We start from the raw sequence: 21960 nt of genomic DNA on the forward strand, positions 1-21960 counted from the left end.
CACCCGTTCTCGTAAGTGATTTCGCCTGGCGTCAAAACCTCGGACAATGGCAGAGCTCGGGCCGGCCATATGGAGAAAGAGGACGTCTCAGTTGGCGGAGCTCAGAGGTCGCGCGGATTGGTGATGGCATCCGTCAGAGCTCGCGTACCGGCCTGAGTGCTGTGAGGGGACGGTCGCCGGCAGCGTCACAACAGCCACGGGAAGGGGCCGCGGAGGATGTCCACGACGCGAGTGGCGACGGCCTCGGCGTGAGGTGGCGTGCCGCGGCCGGCCAGCCCCCGGGTCAGGTGCATGTGGAGGGACTGCAACGTGGCGAAGGTGTTGAACGCCCACGGCGGCACGGGTCCCGGTTCGGCGCCGGCGAAGGTGTGGGCCACGGTGTCCAGCCAGTCGGTGGCCTCGTCCACGGACGGAGAGGAGGCGAAGAGGATGGTCGTGATGGCGCGGGCGAGTCGCGCGTCCTCCAGTTGGACGTAGCGGTGGCGAGCCGCCTTGGCCGTCATTCGGCGGGCGCACAGGTCCAGCAATGTGCTGCCGCGCCAGGGCAGGATGGAGGCGAAGGCGGCAGCTGCATCGGCGCCGTGGGCGACGGCGTGGAGCCAACCTCAGCTTCACCGAGGCGCTCTGGTACGAATCACGCGGCACCGGGCTGCGCGTGATGGCGCTGTCGCCAGGTGCCACCGAGACCGAGTTCTTCGACGTCGCCGGCGCCCAGGCCGACGGCGGCACCAGCCGGATGCGCCCCGACGAGGTCGTCACGATCGCCCTGAAGGCCCTCGACCGGCGCACCCCGCCACCCAGCGTGATCACGGGCACGAGGAACCGGCTGATGGTGCAAGCGGGACGACTGGTCAGCCGACGGCGGATGGCCATGACCATCGGCTCGATGATGGACCAGGCGGGAACGGGGCACTGACCTCTGCTTCCCGATCAACATCGCCGCCGCACCGGCGGCCCGGCCAGAGCGAAACGCCAAAGTTCCTGACCTGCGGCGGCCGATCTACCTTGGGGCTGGGGACATGTTCGGGAGCAGGACGCCAAGACGTACGAGCATGACACAACCCAGCCGAGTCGCCGGCTGCCGGTGCTGGCCATCACGCCCTGTTACGGCAGAACTTCTGGATACGTGCTTAGCTGGTACGTCCTCCGCTCTGGCGGGAGCGGGGTCTGAGGCGCGGCCCCCACAGCAGGATCAGCGCGGCGAGCGCTAGGACGATGCCGGCCGGGTTCAGCGGCGTCTCGCCGGGGATCGTGAACAGTGTCACGATTCCGCCGATCACGTTGTACGCGAGCAGGACGGTTGCCACCACCCGCGCCCACCGCCGGCCGGCCGGGACCTTGACGGCGACCAGGACGTACAGGGCCGCCAGGAGAACGTGCACGCCCAGCGACCCGGCGACGGCCCCCTCGGCGGCGGCCTTGGTCGAGGCCAAGGCGCGGCCGGTGAAGCCCGACACGGTGTCCTGCCAGTTGAGCAGCAGCAGGACGGCGATGAGCGCCTGGAAGGCGGCCAGGGCGTACAGGCACCAGCCGGTCCAGCGAAGCGAGGCGGAAGAGCGCGTAACGTCGAGCATGACGGCCTCCTCAAGGATCAGTCACCGGACTCCGCGGGCGGTGTTGCGGGTTGCGGCCGGAACCGCCAGCGCGGCACGCCCGCCGGCCGGACCTGGCGGCGCGCCGCCGCCCCGCGTTCGGCCCAGTCGGCGCTCAGCCGGTGCATCAGGCGGGTCAGCGTGCGCAGGTCGTCCTCGTCCCAGTTGCTCACGACCTGCTCGAACGCGGCCAGCCCCGCGCTTTCCAGCCGCTCCAGTTCCTTGCGCCCCGCCGCTGTCGCCTCGACCAGGCAGGTACGCGCGTCCGTGGGATCCGGCTCCACGCTCACCTGGCCGGCGTCCTCCAGCGCCTGCACGTGACGGGTCACCGACGACGGCGCCATGTCCAGCCGCTCGCCGATCTCACTGGGCCGCAGGCGCCCGGAGGCAACGGCGCGCAGCACGCCCACGCGCGGCGCGTCGAACGCTCTGGCCATGCCGCGTTGCCCTTCGGTGATGAGGGCGAACGCGGCACGGTTGAGGTCGCGCACCACTTTCTTTCTTTCCATGAAGCAACGATATCCCGAGAGGGTGGAGTAGGCCAGGGACCGGTCGAGGAATGTCGCCAAAACGAACCCCGACTACACCCGGCCCATCTGGTTGACCGGCGTACCGGGAATGGGGTCTTGGGACTATCCGGCCGAAATTGAACGTTAGGCCTCCCGCCGCAGGTCAGGGGGTTGCAGGCTAAGGCGTCGCGAATGAGTTGATCTCGGTTTGGGTGTACCCGCCGATAGACAATCATTGATCTCATACCGTCGCGGGTCATGTCGTTTCAGTACTTGTCCGAGGAGCAGAAGGCCCGCTACCGGCGGTTCTTGACTGATCCGTCGCCGGAGGACCTGGAGCGGTTCTTCTACCTGGACGCGGACGCGTTGGCGGAGGTGGCGAAGAAGCGCGGCCCGCACAACCGGCTCGGCTGGGGTCTGCAGCACGGCCCGGCGATACTGGCGATCAGCGAGCCCGATGCTCACCTGGACGCTGGCGCCAACCTGGGCGAGATCGCCCCGCTCATCCGAGACTTCCTGGGCCGCGCCAGTCGAACCCAACGCCCTCGTGACGGCCCGCGATCCGGCCTGCCGCATCGTAGGGCCCTCCGCTCCCGAAGCTGGCCTCAGCCCCAAAGTAGCTGTGTGAGTGATCAAGATTACGGTTCGTGATCGCGGCGCAGCGGCGGGATCGGCGATCGGCAGCCGGGCCGCCCAGGTTCAGCCTCATCTCGCCATGGGGGCGTACGTGCTGCCAGAACAGCGGGGTCAGCCCGCGCCGGTAGGCCGAGGTGAGCAGGCGCTAATCCCCCCGCCTCCACCGGTGACGTCGCGAGCGCCCCTCGCCCACGGCGAGATACATCCGGCGCCTGGCCTGAGCCGCGGCACGTGTCTTGACGTAGGACCTGATGAGATGCGTGACGCCCAGGGCTGTCAGCAGGACGGTGGCGCCCCCGATGACCCATGCCATCCTTCGCAAGCTGTTGTGGAGGTCGGCCGACTCGCCGGCGGGGCTGGGCGGGACGCGGCCTGCGGGGTCCCATCTGATCTGCAGGACGGTTCCCGGTTTCGCTGCCGGTGACCGGGTCTGCATGGCGTCCGGCGTGCCGCCGGGACAGCGCAGCCGGTAGTCGTACCGGTAGCTGAAGGCGCCGGGGTCGCCGTGCCCGGGGATGCTGTCCATCACGGTGTACGCCCGAACCCCTGTCACCAGGCACACGCTCACTCGGCCGCGTTCCGCGAGCGCTTTGTCGCTGATCAGGGCAGGCGCGACGATGAACGAGACTCCCACCGCGCAGACGAGCCAGCACGCCATCACGGCGACGAGGGTGTCGGCCAGCCAGGACCATATCCAGATCTTGCCCAACGCGTCCACGATCGGGGCCAAGCCCACCATGGCGGCCCACAGCAAGGCCCAACCCACCGGGACCGCCGCGCCCCCCAACACCCACCGCTGCCAGCCGTCCGGACCGTATACACCCAGAAGCGCGAGCAGCCACGGCAGGGCCGGCACCGCCGCCAGAGCGGCGAGCCCCCCGAGACATCGCAGGACGGTGAGAACGCGTTTGATCACCTGACGCTCGCCGGCCTGCTTCACCGCCAGGCGTTTTCCCACCATGCCCAAGCTGCAACTCCCACCGTTCCAAGGATCGAGCAAGGGGGCGGCACTGCGGGGGTGTCACCGGAATGGTGCACAAGGGTCGCGCCGGAGCGGTGACCGAACGGAATCGAGGCTCTGTTCGTGTGCACCGTGGAGTAGCTGGGAACCGGCCACCCCTGCGCGGTGGCGACGCTGACCGCCTGCCGGTGAATCACCGCGATACTACGGCGGGGCGGCCGCAGCGCCAGCCCCTCGATCAGCAGCCGCAACGGCTCGGGCATCTTCACCCGGCAGCGGTCGGCGCGCGGCCGGCGCACCAGAGCGGCCAGGCCGCCGGTTCGGTAGGCGGCACGCCAGCGGCGCAGCGTCCGCTCGGGGAATCCCGCAGGCGGCGGCGAGCTGGGCCGGCGGGACATCGTCTTCGAGATGGGGCGGCAGCAGCCGCCAGCGCTCGATCGCCGCCCGGCGTTGCGCGTCGCTGAAGCCCGTCAACGGGGCGGGGCCGCCATCTGATGCGGATGTTTCCATCAACCGTCCCCTTTCCGACTGCCATGACGCCACTGCGCCGGCCCGGTGTCGCTCTCTCAGACCCTTAAACATCACGGTCGCGCGGGACACTCTCCGGGAGTACCAAAGATCTGGTCCACACCGTTGGCGTCATCGTAGAGATGAACGAAGCCCGCTCGCTCATAGAGCCGACGCGCCGCGCTACCGCGGTCGATCGCGAGCCGGAAAGGCCTGGCGTCGCGATGGGCGTCCATGACGTGCCGGAGCACCTGGCCACCTATGCCGCGGCCCTGGGCTGCGGGGTCGAGGTAGAAGTGTTCTATCCACTGCGTATCGACCTCGGCTCGCACGGCGATGACGCCCACCGGCTTCCCGTCGATCTCGATGATGTCGGTGTTGGCCGGGATGTACGTGTCCAGGAATCGACGACGTGCCCAGTCTTGATCCCATAGTCCGAGACGTTCCAGGTCTGGGCGCATAGTGAGGGCTTTGAGGTCGGCGAGCCAGTCAGCATCGGCCGGCGTTGCTGGACGAAGTCTCCATGGTCTATCCATGGGAAGAAGATATGTGTCGCACCCTTGCAATCCGTGACACATCGCGATCTCGAGGGTCGGGGTCACATGGCGACGGCCATCGCGTGATCATTCGGGGTTTGTGAAGACAACCAAAATCGTGCGGTGGCCGCGGCCCACAGCGTAGACCCCTGATGGCTGGATGGTCATGTTCAATGAGCTGATGGCCCGGATCGCCGGTCGGTTCGGCCGCGTCGAACCACGCAGGGCCGCGACCGCTTACGTGCGCGGGCTGCTTGCCGACATCGACCGCAAGAACTGCTGGAACCTGGCCGAACACGCCGCCGCCAACGGCCCGCAGGCGCTGCAGCGGCTGCTGCGCACCGCCCGCTGGGACGAAGAGGATCACGCGCCAAATGCACGGGCCGTGCCGGCTTCGATCTTCTGCGCCACCGCATCTTGCCGCGGTGAAGATCACTCAACGCCGCCACCGATTACGGGCCAGAGCCGTTGTTCTTACACGCCCGATACCCGTCCGGATTGCTCAGTGTCCCGTGTGGGTGGGGATGGTGAGGTTCACCTGGCTCTCAGTACCGGGGTTGACGATCACGAATTGCCCCATCATGCCGGAGTCTTCGTGGCGGAGGATGTGGCAGTGGTACATGTACGGCGAGGCAGCGTCGGTGAAGTGGCCGAACTGGACCGCGAGCCGTACGACGCTCTTGGAGGGCACGTAGACGGTGTCCTTGTGGCCGGTGGCGTAGGCGGGCGGCGCGGCGCCGTCCACCTCCAGCACCTGGAAGGCGACCTCGTGGATGTGGAAGTTGTGGGAGTAGACGTTGTTCTCGATCTCCCAGATCTCGATGGCGCCGGCGGGCACGACCTCGTCGATGCGCGCCATGTCCATCTCTTTGCCGTTGATGGCGTCGTGACCGCTGAGCTTGAAGCGGCGCACCTTGGCGCCGGCGGGTGCGGTGATGGGAGTCAGGGCGGCCAGGCGGGCGGGGACGTCAGGACTCGGCTTGAGGTCGTTGGCGGCGGTGAGCTTCAGCAGGTCGAAGTCGCCCTTGCCGATGTCGACGCCGTTGTCGGTGGTGTGCAGTACCACCTGCTCGCCGGGTGCGAAGGCCACGATGATCTCCGCGCGCTCGCCGGGGGTGAGTGAGAACGCCTCAACCTCGACCGGCGCTCTGAGCAGGCCGCTGTCGTTGGCGATGATGTGGAAGCGGCGTTTGTCGGCGAAGGCAAGGTTGTACATCCGGGCATTGGAGCCGTTGAGCACGCGGAAGCGTACGCGCTCGGTGGTGACGGTCAGGTAGGGGTTGTAGGTGCCGTTGACGAGGATGTGGTCGCCCAGGATGCCGAAGGTGCCCTTGAGCGGGTCGCCGTCGAAGGAGCCGTCGGCGGCGAACTTCTTGTCCTGCAGGATCAGCGGGAAGTCGTCGACGCCGTAGTCGGCGGGCAGATCGAGATCGAGGTCGTCGTCAAGGATGAACATCCCGGCCAGGCCGCGGTAGACATGCTGAGCCGTCGTGCCGTGGGGGTGCGGGTGGTACCACGAGGTTGCCGCGGGCTGGTCGATCGTCCAGTGCGGCGTCCAGATGGCGCCTGGCTCGATGGGCTGGTGCGGACCGCCGTCCATCCGGGCCGGCAGGCGCATACCGTGCCAGTGCACGGTGCTGACCTCGGGTAGCTGATTGCGTACGGCCATCTCGACCTTGTCACCACGGCTGGCGCGCAGTGTCGGTCCGAGGAACGTCCCGTTGAAGCCCCAGGTGGGCGTCTGTTTGCCGGCCAGGATCTGCGTCCGGCTGGCCTGCATGGACAGTTCGAAGCGCCGTACGCCGTGCTTGTCGGGCTTGGGGTGAAGCAGCGGGGGCACCCGCAGGGCATTGCCGAAATCGAGTGCGGCCGCCGGAGACGAGGAACTGGCGTCGGAACCCGAGCTACAGGCCGCTGCCAGGCCGGACAGAGCTGCGACCGTGAGGAACTTACGTCGATGCACGGTCGAAACTGTAGCGATCTATCCCTGTTCGCTATGAATCGCGGGGTTTGGCGAAGGCCGACGCGGCGAGGGTCGTGATCCACGCCGCCGTCCGGCACGCACCTCCGCAATAGATCGTCCCGACCGGGTGATCCACATCGTCCAGCCACGATCCCCGGCACGGGCTTGAGAGCCAGCCCCACTCTGACGGACTTCCCGCTGACCGCTCCACTCCCGTTCGCCGCGACCATCGGCTGGGTGAGCAGCGTCCCCGGAAGCACCGTGACTGTTGCGACGGTGGCGGCCACCTGGTCGCGCCGGGACCACGACCAGTAGGAAACTCCCCCATCGGCGATGCGCGCCTCCTGCAGCGCGCCGCGATCGAAGCGCTGGCCCGCGCCGATCGTCTTGGTGACACGGATGACGGAGATACGTTCGTCGGCCCGCATCACCAGCAAGGTCGTGGCCAGAGCACCACCGAGCACAAGCAGCACAGCGAGCGCGGCAAGTGCCGGCCTGCGTTGACGAGCCTGCTGCGGCAACCCACGAGAAGCAACCCCGGTCAACACACCCGATCCTCCAATCCTCTATGAGAAGAGTCGTCCCGGAATACGCCTATAGGTTGCGGGTCTGGTTGCACCAGCGCCACGAGCCGCCATCGGGATCGACGTCCGGGCCGTAGCAGAACTTGGCCCACTTGATAGAGCCGAAAACCACCGAGTCCGAAACGCAGCCCTGCTTGGGCCCGGCCTGCAGCAGGATCGTCCGGCCGATCGTGGTCTTGTACTCCACGGCCACCTTGTCCTCGTCGTCGAGCCGATCGCAGAGTGTCACGTCTTTCCGGTCGGCGCTGATCTGCACGTCACCGAGTTGGCGGTACCCATCGGCCACGGACGCGGGGACGCCCACACAGGCCCAGCCACCAGCAACGAACCCACCAACACGCCTGGCGCTACCGCCACCCACCGTGCCATCGCTCTCCTTCCCGTCGTACACGTGCTTCATAATGTCGCGGAACGCAACTGAATAGCATCAGAATGTAGTGATTGGGCAAGGCGCCCCCAGGATGGAACCTGCCGGGCATGACCGTCCTGGGCCGTGCGCCCAGGAACCGACTCAGCAACGCGGCATCAGGCGACCGCACTCGGGCTGAATCGCCTGCGGCATGTTTGAGCACGTGAACAAGCCTGACCTCGGCAGCTCAGTGGCTGGATGCCCGCCATAGGGCCGGCAATCTGCGGCAGGCGCCCGCGGCGCGGCGGGCACAGCAAGGAATCCAACCCGGCAAACCCGCCCCGCTGTGGGGCCGACCTCGGCACGATAGGCCCAAGGCGAACCACGCATCCCGTCGCCACCTCTGTCGGCGTCGGCGCGTCCGTTCACACCGAACCACGTTCAAGATGGTGATGACCATGACCACAATCGATGAGCAAGCCGCCGTCCTCGCCCTCACCAAAGCCACCCGTACAGAGCCCTGGTTCTCTACCGCGCGCACCATCCTCGACGCTGGTAGCGCCCTTGAGCTGCTCGCCGGCCGGTGCGCGAGTCGGGACGCCGACGACCGGGCGCACGCCGCCGACATCGCGGCCCGGGTCCAATCCGGCGACCTGACCTGGGCCCGCGACCTCGTCACAACCATGCGCGATAACGGCGTCCAGCTCGTCACCGTGCTGGACGACGCCTACCCCGGCAACCTGATGTGGGCCTACGACCGGCAGCCGTTCCTGTGGATCCGCGGTGACATCCGCCCCGGTGACCATCGGTCCGTCGCCGTGATCGGCGAGGACGACTCTGAGCATGCGGCGGCGGCGGCCCGCGCCTTGGCCCACGCGGGCATCACCGTCATTGCGCCCCTGGGCACGGCCCTGGACGCGTCTGTCCACCAGGCCGCGATGGACGCCGGTGGCCGCACCCTGGCCGTCCTGGCCGGCGGCATCACCGAACCGACCGTCCTCGGCGAGTACACCAGTGTGGCCGAGCGGATAGCCGACTGCGGCGCGCTCGTGTCCGCGTTCTGGCCCGACGCCGCCCCGACCGACCGGACCATCGCGCTCGCCCGCATCGTGACCTGCGGGCTAGCAGACTGCCTCTACGTCCTCGACGGAGCCGACGGCGGGACGTCAGCCAGCCACGTTGAGCAGGCACTCCAGACCGGCAAGTACGTGCTTGTCTCCCAGCAGCTCCACCAGGAACAGCCGTGGGTCGCGCGGGCAGGGTCGCGGGGAGGCATGACTGCCGTCCAGGACACTGACGAACTGTCCAAGCGGGCGGTCAATTTAGTATGCATGACACCTCGAACGAGCACCTTCTGATCATGGGTGATGCCGAGGCGTTCACCCGCGAATTCCTGCCGCTGTTTCGCCCGGTGCCACCCACCCGGCCAGGCGTGTGCCGAATCTGCCACTCAGGTCCGAACAACGCCAGAGACACCGGCGGGCCTCACGCCACATGCGCGAGCTGCAAGCGCACCACGCAGCATCTGTACGGCCACACGAAGGAGGTGGTGCCGATCTCGCTGACGACCACGAACGAGCAGCTGTACGACGTTCTTATCCGCGAGAAAGACCCCCGCGGTGCCGGAGGACGGCGCGAACGGGCGGACTTCCTGGCCGCCACGGTGAGCCACTTCTACCAACAGCACGCCCGCTGCCTGCAAGAACGGGCGGGCGGCCCGTTCACCCTCGTGGCCACCATCCCGAGCAACAACCTCCACGCACCCGCCAAACCCCTCCACCTCATGTGGAAAGTCGTGGAGAAGGTGGGCGCCCTGGGTCGACTGTGGCAGCCCCTCCTCCTGGAGGCCGACACCACGTACGCACCGGTACTGGCCGACCGCCGCTCTCACCGCAACGCCTTCCAGATCCCCCGGCCCGACAGAGTAGACAAGGCACGCGTCCTGCTGGTGGATGACCTGTTCGTGTCCGGCGCTCACGTGCAGAGCGCCGCGTCCGCGCTGATCGAGACCGGAGCTGCTGCAGTGGTGGCGCTCGTGATCGCGCGGCTGATCAACCCGGCGTCCGCGGACCCCTATAGCGCCGGCATCTGGAAGCAAGCCCGTGAACAGCTCTTCTGCTTCGACCGCTGCTGCATCTGCGACCGGCACGATCACAGCAGGCGCACAAGCAACCGGTAACCGCCAGCCCACGGCAACTCACGACAGAGCCTCGGCGCTGACAGCGCCGAGGCTCTTCACATTCCTGCACCGCCGTGGCCGACTTCGCCATCGCCTCCAGCGCCCGCACCTACGACAACAGTGTTGAGCAGTGGAAGGACGGTGAGGTGCTGTTCATGCGCTGCTCAGCGTGGCGCGACCTCGGCGAGCACGTCACCGAGTCCCTCACCTGCGGCACCCACGTCATCGCATCCCGACGGCTGCGCATACGCACCTACGAAGCCAGCGACGGCGATTTGGGCACCTGGGCGGTGGCCGTGACCTGGATGGAGGCTGAACGGGAACTTTCACGCGGCCACCGTCCCTGCCGCCTACCACGGCCAGCCCGAGCACGCCGTCGCGATCCCTACCGCGATGCTGGAGTTTCTGCAGGTAACGCGGCCACGGGGAGGGCCACGAAGACGGTTGCGGTGCCCATGAGAGCCGCCAGCACGGATAAGGCTGTTGCCGCATTTCTCTTCGAGAGCATCGCAGACCTTATGATTCAGCTTCAAAGATTACGCCGGGCGGCGTCTCGGGTCAGTCGTTCGGCTTTTCGACGGTGACAACCTGGCTGGCCTCCGCTGGTCCGGTACGGGCGTCGCCAGCCCACCGTACGGTGTACGTGTACTTGCCCGCTTCCGGCGTGTCGGTGAACTGGTACGACCCGAAGTCGCCGATCCACGCCTGCCACTCGACGGTGTCGCCGCCGTCGGCGTTGAGACTGCGCTGGACGGTGATCCAGACCCTCCTCGGCGGAGTAGTGCCATCGGCCTGCGACGTTCCACTGAAGACCAGCGTCGTGCCGGCGACCGCGCTGGGTGGCCCCGTCAGCGTGAGCCCGGCCTTGTATCTAACCGCTGTGGTGACCGAGACCTTGCTCCAGCGGTGCTCACCGTCGCCCTTCCAGAGCACGGTGTAGGTGATCTGTCCACCGGTCGGGGGTGTGTCGGTGATGGCGAAGGTTCCGTCCGCAGCGGTGGTCGCGCTGGGCAGCGTCGCGGTGGTGCCGTTAGGGAGTGTGCGGGTCACGGTGAGGGGCTGCATGCCCGGGGCCATTTCGTCGGCGAACGTCAGTTGCCCCGTCACGGTGAGCGGTTGTTGGGCAGTCCCACCGGGCTCCGCCGTCAACGTCAGCGTGCTCGCCGGCAGGGTAACGTCGTGGAGCCGCCACAGGTAGAGGTGGCCAGTGTCCGACTTCACCAGGCTGTAAACGTCCCGGCCGGCGTACGCGGCGCTTCCGCTCACCACTTCGCCTTGTGGAGGGTTCGTGGCATAGACCGTGGTGCCCGAGGCCCTGTCGTACAGCGTCATCCCTACGCCCCCCGTGCGTCCGCCCGCGATGTAGGTGCCGTCCGGACTGACGGCGACGGTTCGCGGGTATCCCTCGGCCTCGGGCCCCTTCTCATAGTCGCGCACCTTGGCCAAGGTGGTGGCGTCCCACATGGTGAAGGCGTCCGGGAGCGCGAATGCCGAGATGATGTGCGAGCCGTCCGGGGTGACCGCGATGTCTTCCAGCCTGTAGTTGCTGTAGGTGTGCCCATCGATCTCGCCGCGCAGGACGGGTGCGGCGCCGCTCACGTCGTAGACGAACAGGTCGGTCGGACTGCCCGTGAATTCGCCGACCACCAGCGTGTCTCCAGCTGCCGCGATGTACGGGGACGACTTGAGCAGGGAGGTGTCGGCCACCGCCGGCTGGGACGTCGGTGCGGAGAGATCGAAGCCGAGGACGCCGGTGCCGTCGCAGCCGTAGCCGACCCACAGCCGTTCGCCGGTGAGTGCCAGGCTGAAGGGGCATCCGTAGGCGTCGAGGTCGATGCGCCGTGTAATCTCCCGCGTAGCGGTGTCGATCTCGGCCACTTCCTTGGAGCCCTGCAGCGCCGCGTACACGCGGGTACCGTCGGCCGTCATGGCCAGGCCGGAGGCGCCGGACACGCCGGCGATGGTCCCCTGGACCTCGCCGGCGGTGTCGGCGACAATGATGCGATTGTCGATGGACACGACGACCTTGTCGCCTCCGACCACCAGGTCACCGCCATAGGCAAAGGCCCCGAGGTCGGTCATGGAATCCTCGGCCGAGGCCGTCGGGGCCAGGGTGACAAGGAGGCCGACAGTCAAGGCCAGAACGCCACCGAGCGCGGTCGGCCATGATGCAGTGGACCTGCGACGTATCGCGGGTAAGAGGCGCACGTGGATCTCCGCTCATGAGAGGTGAAGAAGACGAAACGCCCCAATCAAGCCAGACGGGGACATCTCAGGTCAATATCGACGGCCAGTAGTCGCCAATGATCATCGACGTGAGATCGGTCACCTGCAGTGATCGCCGCAGGTCGAAAGTCTGGCAAGTGGCATCAAATCGTGACATTGAGTTGGTGTCCCGCTCGAAAACACGGTTTCGCGCTGTGAACTGGGGTTTTGCTGCGTGATCCTTTCTTGCCCAGAAGCAGGAGCCCGGCGGCTTCGCGTGGCAGCGCGAACTCCAGCCATCCAGGAGACGAACCAAATGCGGCGCGATAATCGGCCGTGCTCCTTCGCCTGGCCTTGCGGGTGCCGAATATTTATCCGTGCAGGCCGTGGAGTAATGCACTCCGTCGCGCGCCGCGCACGTGCACTGCTTCATGACTCATCGCGTGGTGCTTGACCTGGGGCGTTGACCCCCAGACGCCTCGCGGACAAGATCGCGGTCTGTGTCGGTTCGTCTGCTGTATCTGACTCTGCTTCGAGTGTTCGGCTGGCTGGTGTTGCTGGAACGTGGTCAGGCATCCAAGGACGTCGAGATCATGGTGCTCGGGGCTTCCCCCTCGAACGTGGACGCCGATTTCAGGCGGCAGACTTCAGGCTAACTGTCGTCTCCTCGTAGACGATCGGACCGCCGGGCCGCGAGCCGCGCATCACCCAGGACCGCGGTCGAAGCCGACATCGCCGACTACGCCTGCCGCGCGTTCGACGCGATCGTGTTCTCCCTGTCGCTGCACCACACCGCCCGGCTGGCGGAAGCGGTCGAACGGGCACGAGCGCTGCTGGCGCCGGGCGGAGTCCTGATCGTCGACGAGTTCGCCGGGGAACGCGCAGATCGCGCCACCGCGTCGTGGCTCTACGACATCGGCGCCGTGCTCTCGGAGCAGGGCGCCACCGCGGCAGACCCTCACACGGAATGGGTGGGCCGGCACCGCGACGAGCACCACCTGCACTCGGGCGACACCATGCTGGAGGCGATCCGCGCGGCCTTCGAGATCCGCGAGCTCGTACGCGCCTGTTGGGTACAAAAATCGATCACCGAAGTGGTCGGCCTGTAGCCAAGCGGCTCAAGCACAGCGTGCTCTGAGGCATCCTGCTGGTGGTGTGGTGGTCTTCGCTCTACGTGATCCTCGGACGCGTTCTGCGATTGCTGGTCCTGCTCGGCCGTGACGACCGCAGCAAGGACGTGGAGATCGTGGTGCTGAGGCATCAGGTCGCCGTGCTGCGCCGTCAGGTGAACCGGCCCGATCTCCGTCCGCAAGACAGGGTGCTACTCGCTGCGCTGTCGCGGATGCTCCCGAAAGCTTCGTGGCCGGTTTTCTTCGTGACCCCCTCGACGCTGCTGCGCTGGCATCGCCAGCTGGTGACGCGCCGCTGGACCTACCCACCCACGCGTCCTGGCCGCCCGCGGACACGAGCAGTAATTCAGGAAACTGTGCTGCGTCTGGCTCGAGAGAATCCCTTGTGGGGCTATCAACACATCAGCGGCGAACTCGCCGGTGCCCGCCTGCGGGTGCCGCCCAGTACCGTGCGCGACATCCTCAAACGAGCCGGCCTCGGGCCGGCGCCACGCCGCACCGGCCCGAGCTGGAGCCAGTTCCTCCAGGCGCAGGCCGCCGGCATCTGGGCATGCGATCTGTTTCACGTCGACACCGTCTTCCTTTAAACGGCTCTACGTACTGTTCTTCATCGACCATGCCACCCGATCCGTGCACGTCATGGGAGTCACCGCGCATCCGAGCGGAGCCTGGGTCGCGCAGCAGGCACGCAACCTGATCATCGAGCTGGGGCACCGGGCTGAAACTCTACGGTTCGTCATCCGCGACCGTGATGCGAAGTTCACCGCAGTCTTCGACGAGGTGTTCACCTCACTTGGCATCCGCATCATCAAGACACCGATCCGGGCGCCCCGCGCGAACGCGATCGCCGAACGCTGGATCGGAACCACCCGGCGCGAATGCACCGACCGACTCCTGATCTACGGAGAAACTCACCTCCGCCAGGTGCTGGCGGACTATCAGCGGCACTACAACAACCATCGTCCGCACCGATCACGAGATCGACGACCACCGCTACCAGCCGTTCTATCGGCACCCGACGATCTCGACCAGCTCCATCTGGAGCGCCACGAAGTCCTCAACGGACTGATCAACCAGTATCGGCAAACAGCCTGATCAGGCTCCGGTACGCCCAGCTCAGCCCGCAAATCTCAGTTTTCGCACCCCACACCCCCTCACGTCCACGGACGTGGTGCATGGATCGATCTTCTGTCCACAAGAGCCGGATGATGCCCAGCTCGTGTATCCGGAGCCGGGTGTATGGGCGTCCCCCACTCGTCAGTGACATCGCGCATGCCGATCAAGCTCACTCCGGCAGAAGCATGAGGTATTGATCGACCTCGACACCGGCCCGCGCCTCCGCCAGCCAGCAGATGAAGTCCGCGCCCATCGAGATGCCCTTCTCCCGGGGCTCCTCGGCGTCGCGGAACTCCTGCACCACGATCAACGTCGTCTCCCAGCCCCGGTCACCGGCGAGATCACGCAGCGTGTGAGCGCCCCGGTCGCCCCACGCCGTCAGTCTAGTGAACACCTCCTCCAACTGGTCCGACCCCACCTGCCGGCCGAGTGCGAGGGTCCATGAACTGAACCCGTACGGCCTGCCCGTCTTGGGGGACGGGCGGCCGTGCCGGGTGGACTCGTCGGGTGCGATACCGAGCGCCTGGGTCACCGATTCGGGGTCACCGTCATCGGCGACCAGGCGCAGGTACACGTTGAACATGGGCTACTTCCACTTGTACGCCGATTTGATCTTTGCCTTGCCGTCCTTGCTGATGAGCCAGTAGTAGCCGTCCGACCCCTTGTAGACGTCGAAACTTGAGACCTTGGCGCCACGTCCGAGCTCTTCACGCTTGAACTCGTGCGGATCGAGATCGTACCGCTCTCGCAACTCCTGCTCGAGACGCCGCTCCTTCACCTTGTTGAAGTCGACGCTCTCCTCGGCCGCCTCCTCAGCGGCCCTCTCGGTGGCCGCGCAGTCCTCACCGGGCCGCTCATCCTCGTTGTGGACGAGCACGTCCACACCGCCCACGACGACGTGGTAGCTGTTCAGACCGGCGACCGTGAGGTTGTGCACACGCTGCTCGCCCGCCGTACGCTTGGCGACGCCAGCGACCCTGACGCGGGTCTGGCCGCTGGTGAGCAGCCACATTCCCCGTTCGAGACCGCCTGCTTTCACCCAGGCGCGGCGGTCCTGCGCCCAGAATGGGTGTTCGGCCGTGGCCTCGACGGCGCCCTCGACCGTGCTCAGGTCACCGTCGGTGTCGACCGAGACCTTGACCAGGTTCTTGGCGCCGTCACCCACGATGACTGCCTGGACTCGTCTGGCGCCGCGCTCGCCGGTCCCGGGATCGGCCGCCATCACCTCATCGCCCACCCGGACCTTTTCGATCGGCTTGGCGCTTCCGTCAGCCATGACCACAAAGGTGCCGGGCACGAAGCTATTCGCCCGTTTAGGCCGTGCACACGCGCGGCCGAGTGCGGCGGTGGCCTCCTGCACTTTCTTAGAGGCGAACTTCAGCCGATCCTTGGCATTCAGCCAGTTCTTGAACGCGGCGATGGCGTCACCCGCGTGCTTCCAGACCTTCTTGCCAAGTTCATACGCCTTTTTCCATTTCCACGGCAGGCCGTATTTGGCCGCGAGCTTGCCCGCCAAGCCGCCGGCCAGCGAGCCGAGGACGTTCAGCGCGGTCTCGCCGCAGGCGCCCAGGTCGCCGGTGCTGAAGCACTTGATGCCGGCGGTAATGCCCAGCTCATCGGCAGCGATCTTGGCGATCGCCATGATGGCAGACAGCAGCAGGTTCAGCTGGCGGTCCACGTCGGCCTGCACTGCCCGCAGCTGCGCCTCGGCCTCCTGCTTACGCTTTACCTTGCAGGCTGTGCTCTTCGGTTTGGCGCACGGGTCAGCCGGGCGGGCGTCGTCGATCACCTTGAGTCCGGTCGGGTCGGACAACCCGACGGGATTGTTGCCCGCGTAGGAGTAGGGATTGAGCCATTGAGGTTTCGAGAAGTCGAGCAGGGGGTCGGTGGAGACGAACCGGCCGATCGCGGGGTCGTAGTAGCGGGCCGACAGGTAGTCCAGCTGGGTGGAGGTGTCCTCGGTCTTGCCGAGGAAACCGCGGTCGGTGAAGGGCAGGTCATCCTCACCCCTACGCTGCCCGAAGGGCAGGTAGCGTTCGCGAGACACCTGGCCGGAGGCGTCGTCGACAGCGAGCTGCGTCGAGCCGTGCAGGCCGGACGCCATCCACTTCAGACTGGTTCCGGTACGAGTGGCGACGACCGCCCCGTCGGGACCAGCGTAATAGCGGGTGGCCTTGGCGCCCGCAGCCGTCGCACGGATCTCCATGGAGCCCAGATAGAGCGTCGCGGTCCCGTCGGGGTCGCGACGGATGAGCCGCTCGCCGTCGGCGTCGTAGACCATCGACGTCTCGTGGCCCTCGACGACTGCCTTGTCCAGCTGGCCCAGAGCGTCCCAGGTGAAGGTGGCCTGCTGATTCCCGACGGTGCGGGCGACGAGTCGACCGGCGTTGTCGTAGCCGTAGGTGTCGGTGCGGCCGGGCCTGGCGATCGAGCTGACGGCGTTGGGACGCACGGCGGAGGCGCCAGGGGCCGGGTAGGTGTAGGTCGCGGTGGCGCCGTTGTCGGTGACGCTGGTCAGATTGCCGGTGGCGTCGTAGGCGAAGGACTGGCTGTAGGGTTCGATGCCCTGCCCGTCGGCGCCGGCCGTGCAGTCGGCTGCCGTCGTGGTGTAGGCGGCGGTGAGTCTGGACAGGCCATCGTAGCTGAAGCATTCGGCCTGGCCGGGCGTGGTGGGGGTGGCCGAGGCGGCGTCGAGAACGCGAGTGATCTCGCCCGTGACGTTGTAGGTGAAGCGGTCGTCCTGGGCGGTCTGGCTTCCAGCCGTGGTGGTGAGGCGGTTGAGCCAGCCGGTGCCCTCATCCCAGGAGAAGGTGCGCTTGACCTGAGCGTTGGCGCCGTAGGAGCGCTCGTTGAGCCGGGAGGTGGGCGAGTAGGCCATGTCCTTGACGTACGTGGTCCCGCCGCCATAGTCCGACGTGAGACTCTTGGCGAGGCCCAGGTCAGTGTAGGTCAGCGTAAGAGTTTCGGCGGACAGGTCGCCCTTGCCGGGCATGCCCTGCTCGATGAGGTTGCCGGCGTAGTCGTACTTGGTGGTGAAGGTGTACTCACCCGCAAGGTCGCCCTCGGCGGCAGGGATGATCACCTTGGTGGCAGTAGGCCGGTAGGCGCTGTCGTAGCTGACCACCGCGTCGCTGTACGTCCTGCCTCCGACATAGCGGACCGCCGTGGCAGGGCTGCCCTTAACGACGCTGTCGTAGGTCCATTCGGCCAGCTTGGTGCCGGTCTGCGGGTCGCCGGCCCACTGGCCGCTCCGGCGTCCCAAGTCGTCGTAGGCCAAGGAGATCTTGGTTCCGTTGCCGTCGACGCTCCACACCTGCCTGCCGGCGGCATCGTAGCCGTAGGTCGCCGAGCCGGCGTCCGGATCGGTGGCGGCGGTGCGGCGGCCGAGCCAGTCGTAGGTGAAGGTCCGGACGTTGCCCGCGGCGTCGGTGAGCTTGGTGAGGCCCCCAGTCGCGTTATAGGTGTAAGTGGTGTCGTGGTGGGTGGAGCCGTCCTTCCACTCCTCGGTCCTGACCGTACGGTCGTAGACGTCGGAGACGGTGACGGTCTTGCCGCCGCCGGGCGGAGTGACCTCGATCCGGTCCAGTCCCGGGTAGGCGGTGGTGGTACGACGATATTCCGTAGCCTGCTGGTAGTCGATGACCGCGGCCGGGCGCTCCATGCTGTCGTAGACGCTCTTGGTCCACGACGGCAGGGTGGTCAGGGCCGGGTTGAGCAGGCCGCTGCCGGGGGCGGCGCCATTGTGCACGGGCTGGGAGGTGGCAGCGGTCAGGCCGCGCGCGTCGTAGGCGGTGACGGTGACGATCCGGCCGCCGACCGGAGAGGCGGTCTGCTCTTCCCGGGTGCGGCCGAGCCCGTCGTCGTAGCTGTACGAGGTGAGGTAGGTGGTACCGCGCAGGAGACGGCGCAGGGTGGTCTTGGCCGGGGCGGTGGGCTGGCCGAGGTTGCCGTCGAAGGGGATGTCGTAGGCAACGGTCGCGGTCGGCGTGCCGCTGGCCTTCGGCTGGTCAGGCTCCCACAGGGCGGCGGCGCGACCGAAGGCGTCGTAGTCGATCTCAGTGGTCTTGTTGTTGGCGTCAACGACCTTCGTGGGCAGGCCGTTGCGGTGCGAGGAGTACGTGGTGACCGCGTGCGCCAGTGGGTTGGTGACCTTGGCGCCCTGGTGGGGCCAGCCAACCGCAGGGGTGTAGGTCGTGGTGGTGACCTTGCCCATCGGGTCGGTGGCGGTCAACGGTCGGCCGTAGTCGTCGAAGGTGTTCTTGGTGACCGAGATCGACGTGGCGCCGGCGTAAGAGCGCGTCTCGGTGATGTTGCCGTCGGACGGAGTGTTGGTGGCCGGGTCGGTGCCTCCGTCGTACAACGTGATCGTCTTGCCTAGCACGGTGCCGCTGGTGCAGCTGTCGCCGGAGCGCTTCTCCACCACTGAGGGCAGGCTGGTGATGCCGTTGGCCGGGTTGCGGGCGTAGGTGGTGCTCGTGCAGGTGTTGTCGGTGGTGACGGCGGTGTCGCCGTAGTCGTTGACCGTGGCCGGCTGGCCGTCGCCGTTGTAGGCGGTGCGTTGGTCGCTCCACCGCCAGGTGCCGCCGGTGACCTGCTCGCGGGCGCGTTCGCGGGTGCGGTGGACGAAGGCAGGGTCGAGGATGCCGGGGCCGGTGCCGGTGGTGGCGACCTGGTACTCGTAGCGGGTGGATTCGGCCTCGGTGTAGGCGCGCGGGTCGGTGGCCGTCAGCTTCCAGGTCTGCTCCTGCAGGAGCTGGCCTTGCAGGGCGCGGGAGTCGGTAACGGTGTTGCCCTCGAAGGTGGTGATGGTGGCGCCGTCGATGCCGCGGTAGAAGGTGTCGGAGGTGACGGTGTAGCCGTTGGGGTCGCTGCCGGAACCGCGGGTGGTGCGGACGGTGCCGTAGCCGCGCCAGTCGCTGCCGGACGGGACCAGGTTGGGCTGGGCGTACTCGACGCGGTTGGTCCAGCGGGGCCCGCCGAGGTAGTCGTAGCTGGTGACCATGTCAGGTGAGCCGCCGACCAGGTCTCGCTCGACCACCTTCATGGCCAGCTGCTTGTAGAAGCGGCCCCAGCTTTCGTAGCCCGTCTCCGGGTTCTCGTCGTACAGGACCTTGTAGCAGTCGCCAGTCGCGTCGGAGAGATAGTCGGTGCCGTCGCGGCCCTTGCCGCCGCCGCACGGGTCGGCCTGGCCGTAGGTGACCTCGATCCGGCCGCCCATCCCGTTGCCGATTCCCGCGACCCTGGGCACCATCCGCCAGGACAGGAAGTCGGTCCAGTCCGACCAGTTGTCGTAGTCCATTCGCCCGGCCACCATGGCGGCGTCGAAGTCCACCGGCGGCAGCTTGGTCGGTGTGCCGTTGAGTCCGGTCTGCTGGACGCTGTCCAGCCACAGCACCGGGTCGTAGGCGGGGCCGAAGTCCGTGCGGGTGTAGATCCACTGGTAGCGGAGGTCGAGTCGGGTGTTCGGCTCCCACACCCCGGAGGTGGGGTTGCGTGACTCGGTGAGCACCGAGTCGAGCTTGCGGGTGGAGTAGAACGCGATCGCGTCGTTGGTGGCGCAGGTGGGGCCGCAGTTCAGGTCGGTCGGCACGTCCAGGCCGCCGCGGTCGGAGGTGGTGAACGTCATCCGCGAGGTCGGTGTGGTGCCGGCGACCTGGGTGTTGTGGCCGTAGGTGATCTGCTTGAGGAAGCCGCCGCGGTCGTACGGCAGGACCTTGTAGGTCTCGTACTGGCAACCCGGCATGCAGAAGTAGTTGGTCTCGCGCTCGTAGGTGTAGTCGATGACGTTCTCGTTGGCGTCGATCGACTGGTCCAGGTTCCACCTCCAGACCCCGGCGCAGGTGGGCGGGATCACGTCGTTGAAGTACCGGTCCGAGCACGGTTCGCCCTGCTGGTTACCGATGTACTGCAGCTGCCACTGGGCGTCCTTGGTGTAGCCGAAGCGGTGCACCTGCCCGTCGGAGGAGGTGACCTTCCAGTACTCCAGGCCGTCTGCGCCGCCGGTCAGCTTTTCGATCTTCCATCCGAAGTCCGGCACCGTCTTCCACAACCCGGACGTGCGGTCCTTGACGATTGAGGCTGAGCGGCCGGCCAGGTTCAGCACCAGCTCGGACTGGGTGTAGTCCTTGGTGACGTCGGTGGCCAGCTCGTCGGGCGACTCCCAGCAGACCGCCGAACCGTAGGGGCCGCCCTCGTCGGCGTGCCAGATCAGGTCGGCGGTGTCGGGGTCGTACTCGTTCCAGGCCGTGCAGCGGCGGTACTTGCGCTCGATGAATCCGGCCGACAGGTTCCAGCCGATGCCGGTCACGCCGGACTGGTTGTTGGTCCAGTGGCCCTCGCCATCCACGGAGGAGGCGTCGTACTGCAACGACAGGTTCGGGCCTGTGCCCACCGGTGACGGCGCCTCCGGCAACGGGTAGTCGTAGGAGAAGCCGCCACCCGAGGTGCCGGCCTGCCAGGTGCCCGACGGCTTGAGGTCGGTGGCGCCGAAGTTCCCGTCCGGGCCGGTCATCCCGGTCGCCAGCACGTACACCGAACCGGAGGTGAACGCCTGCGCCGCCCGCGCGTCCGACTTGCCGCCCTTGCCGTCGGCACTCTTGGGCAGCGGGACAGCGGCTGCCTTGCCATTGGCCGGGTCGGTGTCGACGTCGGCCGTCAGCGTGCCGGTCTTGACGTCGTTGTGCGCCGCCACCCGCTGCGGGCGCACCACACAGTCCCGCGGTCGCGGCGACGTCAACGCGCAGGCCGGCACCCGCAGCACCTGAAGGCGAGTGGCGAAGTTGCCGCCGTAGGCGTCACGGAAGTTCGCGTACGAGAACTCCGCCCTAACCTTGCCGGGAGTGTCGCCGGTGAGCCGGGCCGCGATGCCCACCCCGCCCAGCTTCTGTACGGTCGCGGCCGGCAGCGTCTCCACCTTCACCTTGCCGACGTCCGCGGCGCCCTTGACCGTTGCGACCCGGACAGGCAACTCACCCGCCGCGACCGCCTTCTCGCCAGGATCCACCTGCGCGATTCCTGGCTTCGGCCAGACCGGCTTCTGCCGCTCCCCCTTCGGCTGGGACGCCTCCGCCCCCTTGGCCACCTTGGCCTTCGGGACCGGGCGGCCATCCACGGACGTCTCGGGGTCCGGCCCGGACACCTCTGCCGCCGCCAGGCTGACGAGATTGTCCGGCACCCCCAATCCAGAGATGACCACCGCCATCACCACTGCGATGACCAGCAGCGTCGTTCGTAACCGCCATCGGAGCCGCATGTCGCCACCTTTTCCGGGCACGCTGACGCAGCCCCTGAAGAAAGGCCGCGTTGCGCCATAAGGAGTCAATAAAGACGATCGCCTGGATCGTGATCGACGCTCCTCCCGCGGTCAATACCTACACACCGCCGACGAGAACTACGGAATGTCGCTTTCACCTTTCACAATGAAGTGCACTCCATGTCAACCCAGTCGCGGAATCCGTATTCATCCACACAGCGACGCGAGTGTGATTTAGGTCACATCGGACGATTTTCGCTGAATGTAGAAAATATGTAGAGGAGCCAGCTATTGGCTGCATCACGGACCACGCCGGAGGAACCTCGCTCTCACCGAGCGCACATACACGCTCACCCCCCGCCACGCCACGCACCAATACGTAGACAAGAAGCCGTCAAAGCTCCCCACCACCAGATCTAGGCACCCGCACCAGCACAAACA

General features: G+C 67.1%; 20 protein-coding genes and 1 pseudogene. 10 read left to right on the forward strand and 11 right to left on the reverse strand.

What is annotated here, in order from left to right; translation table 11 throughout:
• Positions 1-185 precede the first annotated feature (185 nt).
• Entirely contained in the window at positions 186-551 is a 366-nt protein-coding gene (locus ACIBST_RS14965; RefSeq protein ID WP_397172579.1) for a hypothetical protein, read from the reverse strand.
• A 104-nt stretch (positions 552-655) separates the two neighbouring features.
• On the opposite strand from ACIBST_RS14965, the gene ACIBST_RS14970 reads away from it, so the two are divergent.
• On the forward strand, positions 656-916 hold the full coding sequence (locus ACIBST_RS14970) for a hypothetical protein (protein WP_397171999.1): 261 nt from the start codon (positions 656-658) through the stop codon (positions 914-916).
• Positions 917-1130: 214 nt separating this feature from the next.
• Here ACIBST_RS14970 and ACIBST_RS14975 read toward each other — a convergent pair whose 3' ends face one another.
• Positions 1131-1574, reverse strand: a complete 444-nt coding sequence (locus ACIBST_RS14975; protein ID WP_397172001.1) for a hypothetical protein — start codon at positions 1572-1574, stop codon at positions 1131-1133.
• Between the two features lie 17 nt (positions 1575-1591).
• Positions 1592-2101, reverse strand: a complete 510-nt coding sequence (locus ACIBST_RS14980) for a MarR family winged helix-turn-helix transcriptional regulator (protein WP_397172003.1) — start codon at positions 2099-2101, stop codon at positions 1592-1594.
• 258 nt (positions 2102-2359) lie between these two features.
• Here ACIBST_RS14980 and ACIBST_RS14985 point away from each other — a divergent pair, with 258 nt between their 5' ends.
• A complete protein-coding gene (locus tag ACIBST_RS14985) occupies positions 2360-2752 on the forward strand; it encodes a DUF4158 domain-containing protein (protein WP_397172005.1) in 393 nt (130 codons plus the stop codon).
• A 130-nt stretch (positions 2753-2882) separates the two neighbouring features.
• Here the strand turns inward: ACIBST_RS14985 and ACIBST_RS14990 are convergent, their stop codons facing one another.
• From ACIBST_RS14990 to ACIBST_RS15000, 3 genes are all read right to left on the reverse strand, one after another.
• Positions 2883-3704, reverse strand: a complete 822-nt coding sequence (locus ACIBST_RS14990) for a hypothetical protein (RefSeq protein WP_397172007.1) — start codon at positions 3702-3704, stop codon at positions 2883-2885.
• Positions 3674-4096: a helix-turn-helix domain-containing protein gene (locus tag ACIBST_RS14995; RefSeq protein WP_397172008.1), complete on the reverse strand. Its 423-nt coding sequence runs from the start codon at positions 4094-4096 to the stop codon at positions 3674-3676. Before ACIBST_RS14995 ends, ACIBST_RS14990 begins: the two co-directional genes overlap by 31 nt.
• 183 nt (positions 4097-4279) lie before the next feature.
• Positions 4280-4741: a GNAT family N-acetyltransferase gene (locus ACIBST_RS15000; RefSeq protein ID WP_358300590.1), complete on the reverse strand. Its 462-nt coding sequence runs from the start codon at positions 4739-4741 to the stop codon at positions 4280-4282.
• A gap of 181 nt (positions 4742-4922) precedes the next feature.
• Between ACIBST_RS15000 and ACIBST_RS15005 the strand changes: the two are divergent.
• Positions 4923-5090: pseudogene (locus tag ACIBST_RS15005) on the forward strand (transposase); the annotation flags it as partial.
• Positions 5091-5243: 153 nt separating this feature from the next.
• Here the strand turns inward: ACIBST_RS15005 and ACIBST_RS15010 are convergent.
• Positions 5244-6581, reverse strand: coding sequence for a multicopper oxidase family protein (locus ACIBST_RS15010; protein WP_397172011.1), 1338 nt, complete (start codon positions 6579-6581; stop codon positions 5244-5246).
• Positions 6582-7298: 717 nt separating this feature from the next.
• Complete coding sequence (locus tag ACIBST_RS15015; protein ID WP_397172013.1) at positions 7299-7679, reverse strand: hypothetical protein; 381 nt, start codon at positions 7677-7679, stop codon at positions 7299-7301.
• 416 nt (positions 7680-8095) lie between these two features.
• On the opposite strand from ACIBST_RS15015, the gene ACIBST_RS15020 reads away from it, so the two are divergent.
• The 3 genes from ACIBST_RS15020 to ACIBST_RS15030 all read left to right on the forward strand — a co-directional run bounded on the left by ACIBST_RS15020 (position 8096) and on the right by ACIBST_RS15030 (position 10400).
• Positions 8096-8995, forward strand: a complete 900-nt coding sequence (locus ACIBST_RS15020; RefSeq protein ID WP_397172015.1) for a DNA-processing protein DprA — start codon at positions 8096-8098, stop codon at positions 8993-8995.
• A gap of 2 nt (positions 8996-8997) precedes the next feature.
• Positions 8998-9816, forward strand: coding sequence for a hypothetical protein (locus ACIBST_RS15025; RefSeq protein ID WP_397172017.1), 819 nt, complete (start codon positions 8998-9000; stop codon positions 9814-9816).
• A gap of 74 nt (positions 9817-9890) precedes the next feature.
• The gene (locus ACIBST_RS15030; RefSeq protein ID WP_397172018.1) at positions 9891-10400 is read left to right on the forward strand and encodes a single-stranded DNA-binding protein; all 510 of its coding nucleotides are present in this window, start codon (positions 9891-9893) and stop codon (positions 10398-10400) included.
• On the opposite strand, the gene ACIBST_RS15035 is transcribed toward ACIBST_RS15030, so the two are convergent.
• Positions 10375-11898, reverse strand: a complete 1524-nt coding sequence (locus ACIBST_RS15035) for a hypothetical protein (RefSeq protein WP_397172019.1) — start codon at positions 11896-11898, stop codon at positions 10375-10377. The genes ACIBST_RS15030 and ACIBST_RS15035 overlap by 26 nt on opposite strands.
• A 623-nt stretch (positions 11899-12521) precedes the next feature.
• On the opposite strand from ACIBST_RS15035, the gene ACIBST_RS15040 reads away from it, so the two are divergent.
• Genes ACIBST_RS15040 through ACIBST_RS15055 form a run of 4 tightly spaced genes read left to right on the forward strand, consistent with a single transcriptional unit; the run spans position 12522 to position 14246 of the window.
• On the forward strand, positions 12522-12677 hold the full coding sequence (locus ACIBST_RS15040; RefSeq protein ID WP_397172021.1) for a hypothetical protein: 156 nt from the start codon (positions 12522-12524) through the stop codon (positions 12675-12677).
• A complete protein-coding gene (locus ACIBST_RS15045; protein ID WP_397172581.1) occupies positions 12678-13130 on the forward strand; it encodes a class I SAM-dependent methyltransferase in 453 nt (150 codons plus the stop codon).
• Between the two features lie 44 nt (positions 13131-13174).
• Positions 13175-13738, forward strand: a complete 564-nt coding sequence (locus ACIBST_RS15050) for a hypothetical protein (RefSeq protein ID WP_397172023.1) — start codon at positions 13175-13177, stop codon at positions 13736-13738.
• Between the two features lie 52 nt (positions 13739-13790).
• Positions 13791-14246: an integrase core domain-containing protein gene (locus ACIBST_RS15055; RefSeq protein ID WP_397172025.1), complete on the forward strand. Its 456-nt coding sequence runs from the start codon at positions 13791-13793 to the stop codon at positions 14244-14246.
• Positions 14247-14436: 190 nt separating this feature from the next.
• Here the strand turns inward: ACIBST_RS15055 and ACIBST_RS15060 are convergent, their stop codons facing one another.
• Both ACIBST_RS15060 and ACIBST_RS15065 read right to left on the reverse strand, forming a co-directional pair.
• Positions 14437-14850 carry a DUF4279 domain-containing protein gene (locus ACIBST_RS15060; protein ID WP_397172026.1) on the reverse strand — a complete coding sequence of 138 codons (414 nt, stop codon included), beginning with the start codon at positions 14848-14850 and terminating at the stop codon, positions 14437-14439.
• Positions 14851-14853: 3 nt separating this feature from the next.
• Positions 14854-21519: an RHS repeat-associated core domain-containing protein gene (locus tag ACIBST_RS15065; RefSeq protein ID WP_397172028.1), complete on the reverse strand. Its 6666-nt coding sequence runs from the start codon at positions 21517-21519 to the stop codon at positions 14854-14856.
• Positions 21520-21960: the final 441 nt, after the last annotated feature.

The sequence above is a fragment of the Nonomuraea sp. NPDC049684 genome (assembly GCF_044465345.1).
Classification (GTDB): Bacteria; Actinomycetota; Actinomycetes; order Streptosporangiales; family Streptosporangiaceae; genus Nonomuraea.

Bases quoted from the DNA above. Each gene is read 5' to 3' on its own strand.
- ACIBST_RS14995 (WP_397172008.1), bottom strand. From the start codon at position 4,096: ATGTCCCGCCGGCCCAGCTCGCCGCCGCCTGCGGGATTCCCCGAGCGG.
- ACIBST_RS15020 (WP_397172015.1), top strand. From the start codon at position 8,096: ATGACCACAATCGATGAGCAAGCCGCCGTCCTCGCCCTCACCAAAGCC.
- ACIBST_RS15025 (WP_397172017.1), top strand. From the start codon at position 8,998: ATGGGTGATGCCGAGGCGTTCACCCGCGAATTCCTGCCGCTGTTTCGC.
- ACIBST_RS15060 (WP_397172026.1), bottom strand. From the start codon at position 14,850: ATGTTCAACGTGTACCTGCGCCTGGTCGCCGATGACGGTGACCCCGAA.
- ACIBST_RS15035 (WP_397172019.1), bottom strand. From the start codon at position 11,898: ATGACCGACCTCGGGGCCTTTGCCTATGGCGGTGACCTGGTGGTCGGA.
- ACIBST_RS14980 (WP_397172003.1), bottom strand. From the start codon at position 2,101: ATGGAAAGAAAGAAAGTGGTGCGCGACCTCAACCGTGCCGCGTTCGCC.
- ACIBST_RS14975 (WP_397172001.1), bottom strand. From the start codon at position 1,574: ATGCTCGACGTTACGCGCTCTTCCGCCTCGCTTCGCTGGACCGGCTGG.
- ACIBST_RS15055 (WP_397172025.1), top strand. From the start codon at position 13,791: ATGGGAGTCACCGCGCATCCGAGCGGAGCCTGGGTCGCGCAGCAGGCA.
- ACIBST_RS15000 (WP_358300590.1), bottom strand. From the start codon at position 4,741: ATGGATAGACCATGGAGACTTCGTCCAGCAACGCCGGCCGATGCTGAC.
- ACIBST_RS14985 (WP_397172005.1), top strand. From the start codon at position 2,360: ATGTCGTTTCAGTACTTGTCCGAGGAGCAGAAGGCCCGCTACCGGCGG.
- ACIBST_RS15065 (WP_397172028.1), bottom strand. From the start codon at position 21,519: ATGCGGCTCCGATGGCGGTTACGAACGACGCTGCTGGTCATCGCAGTG.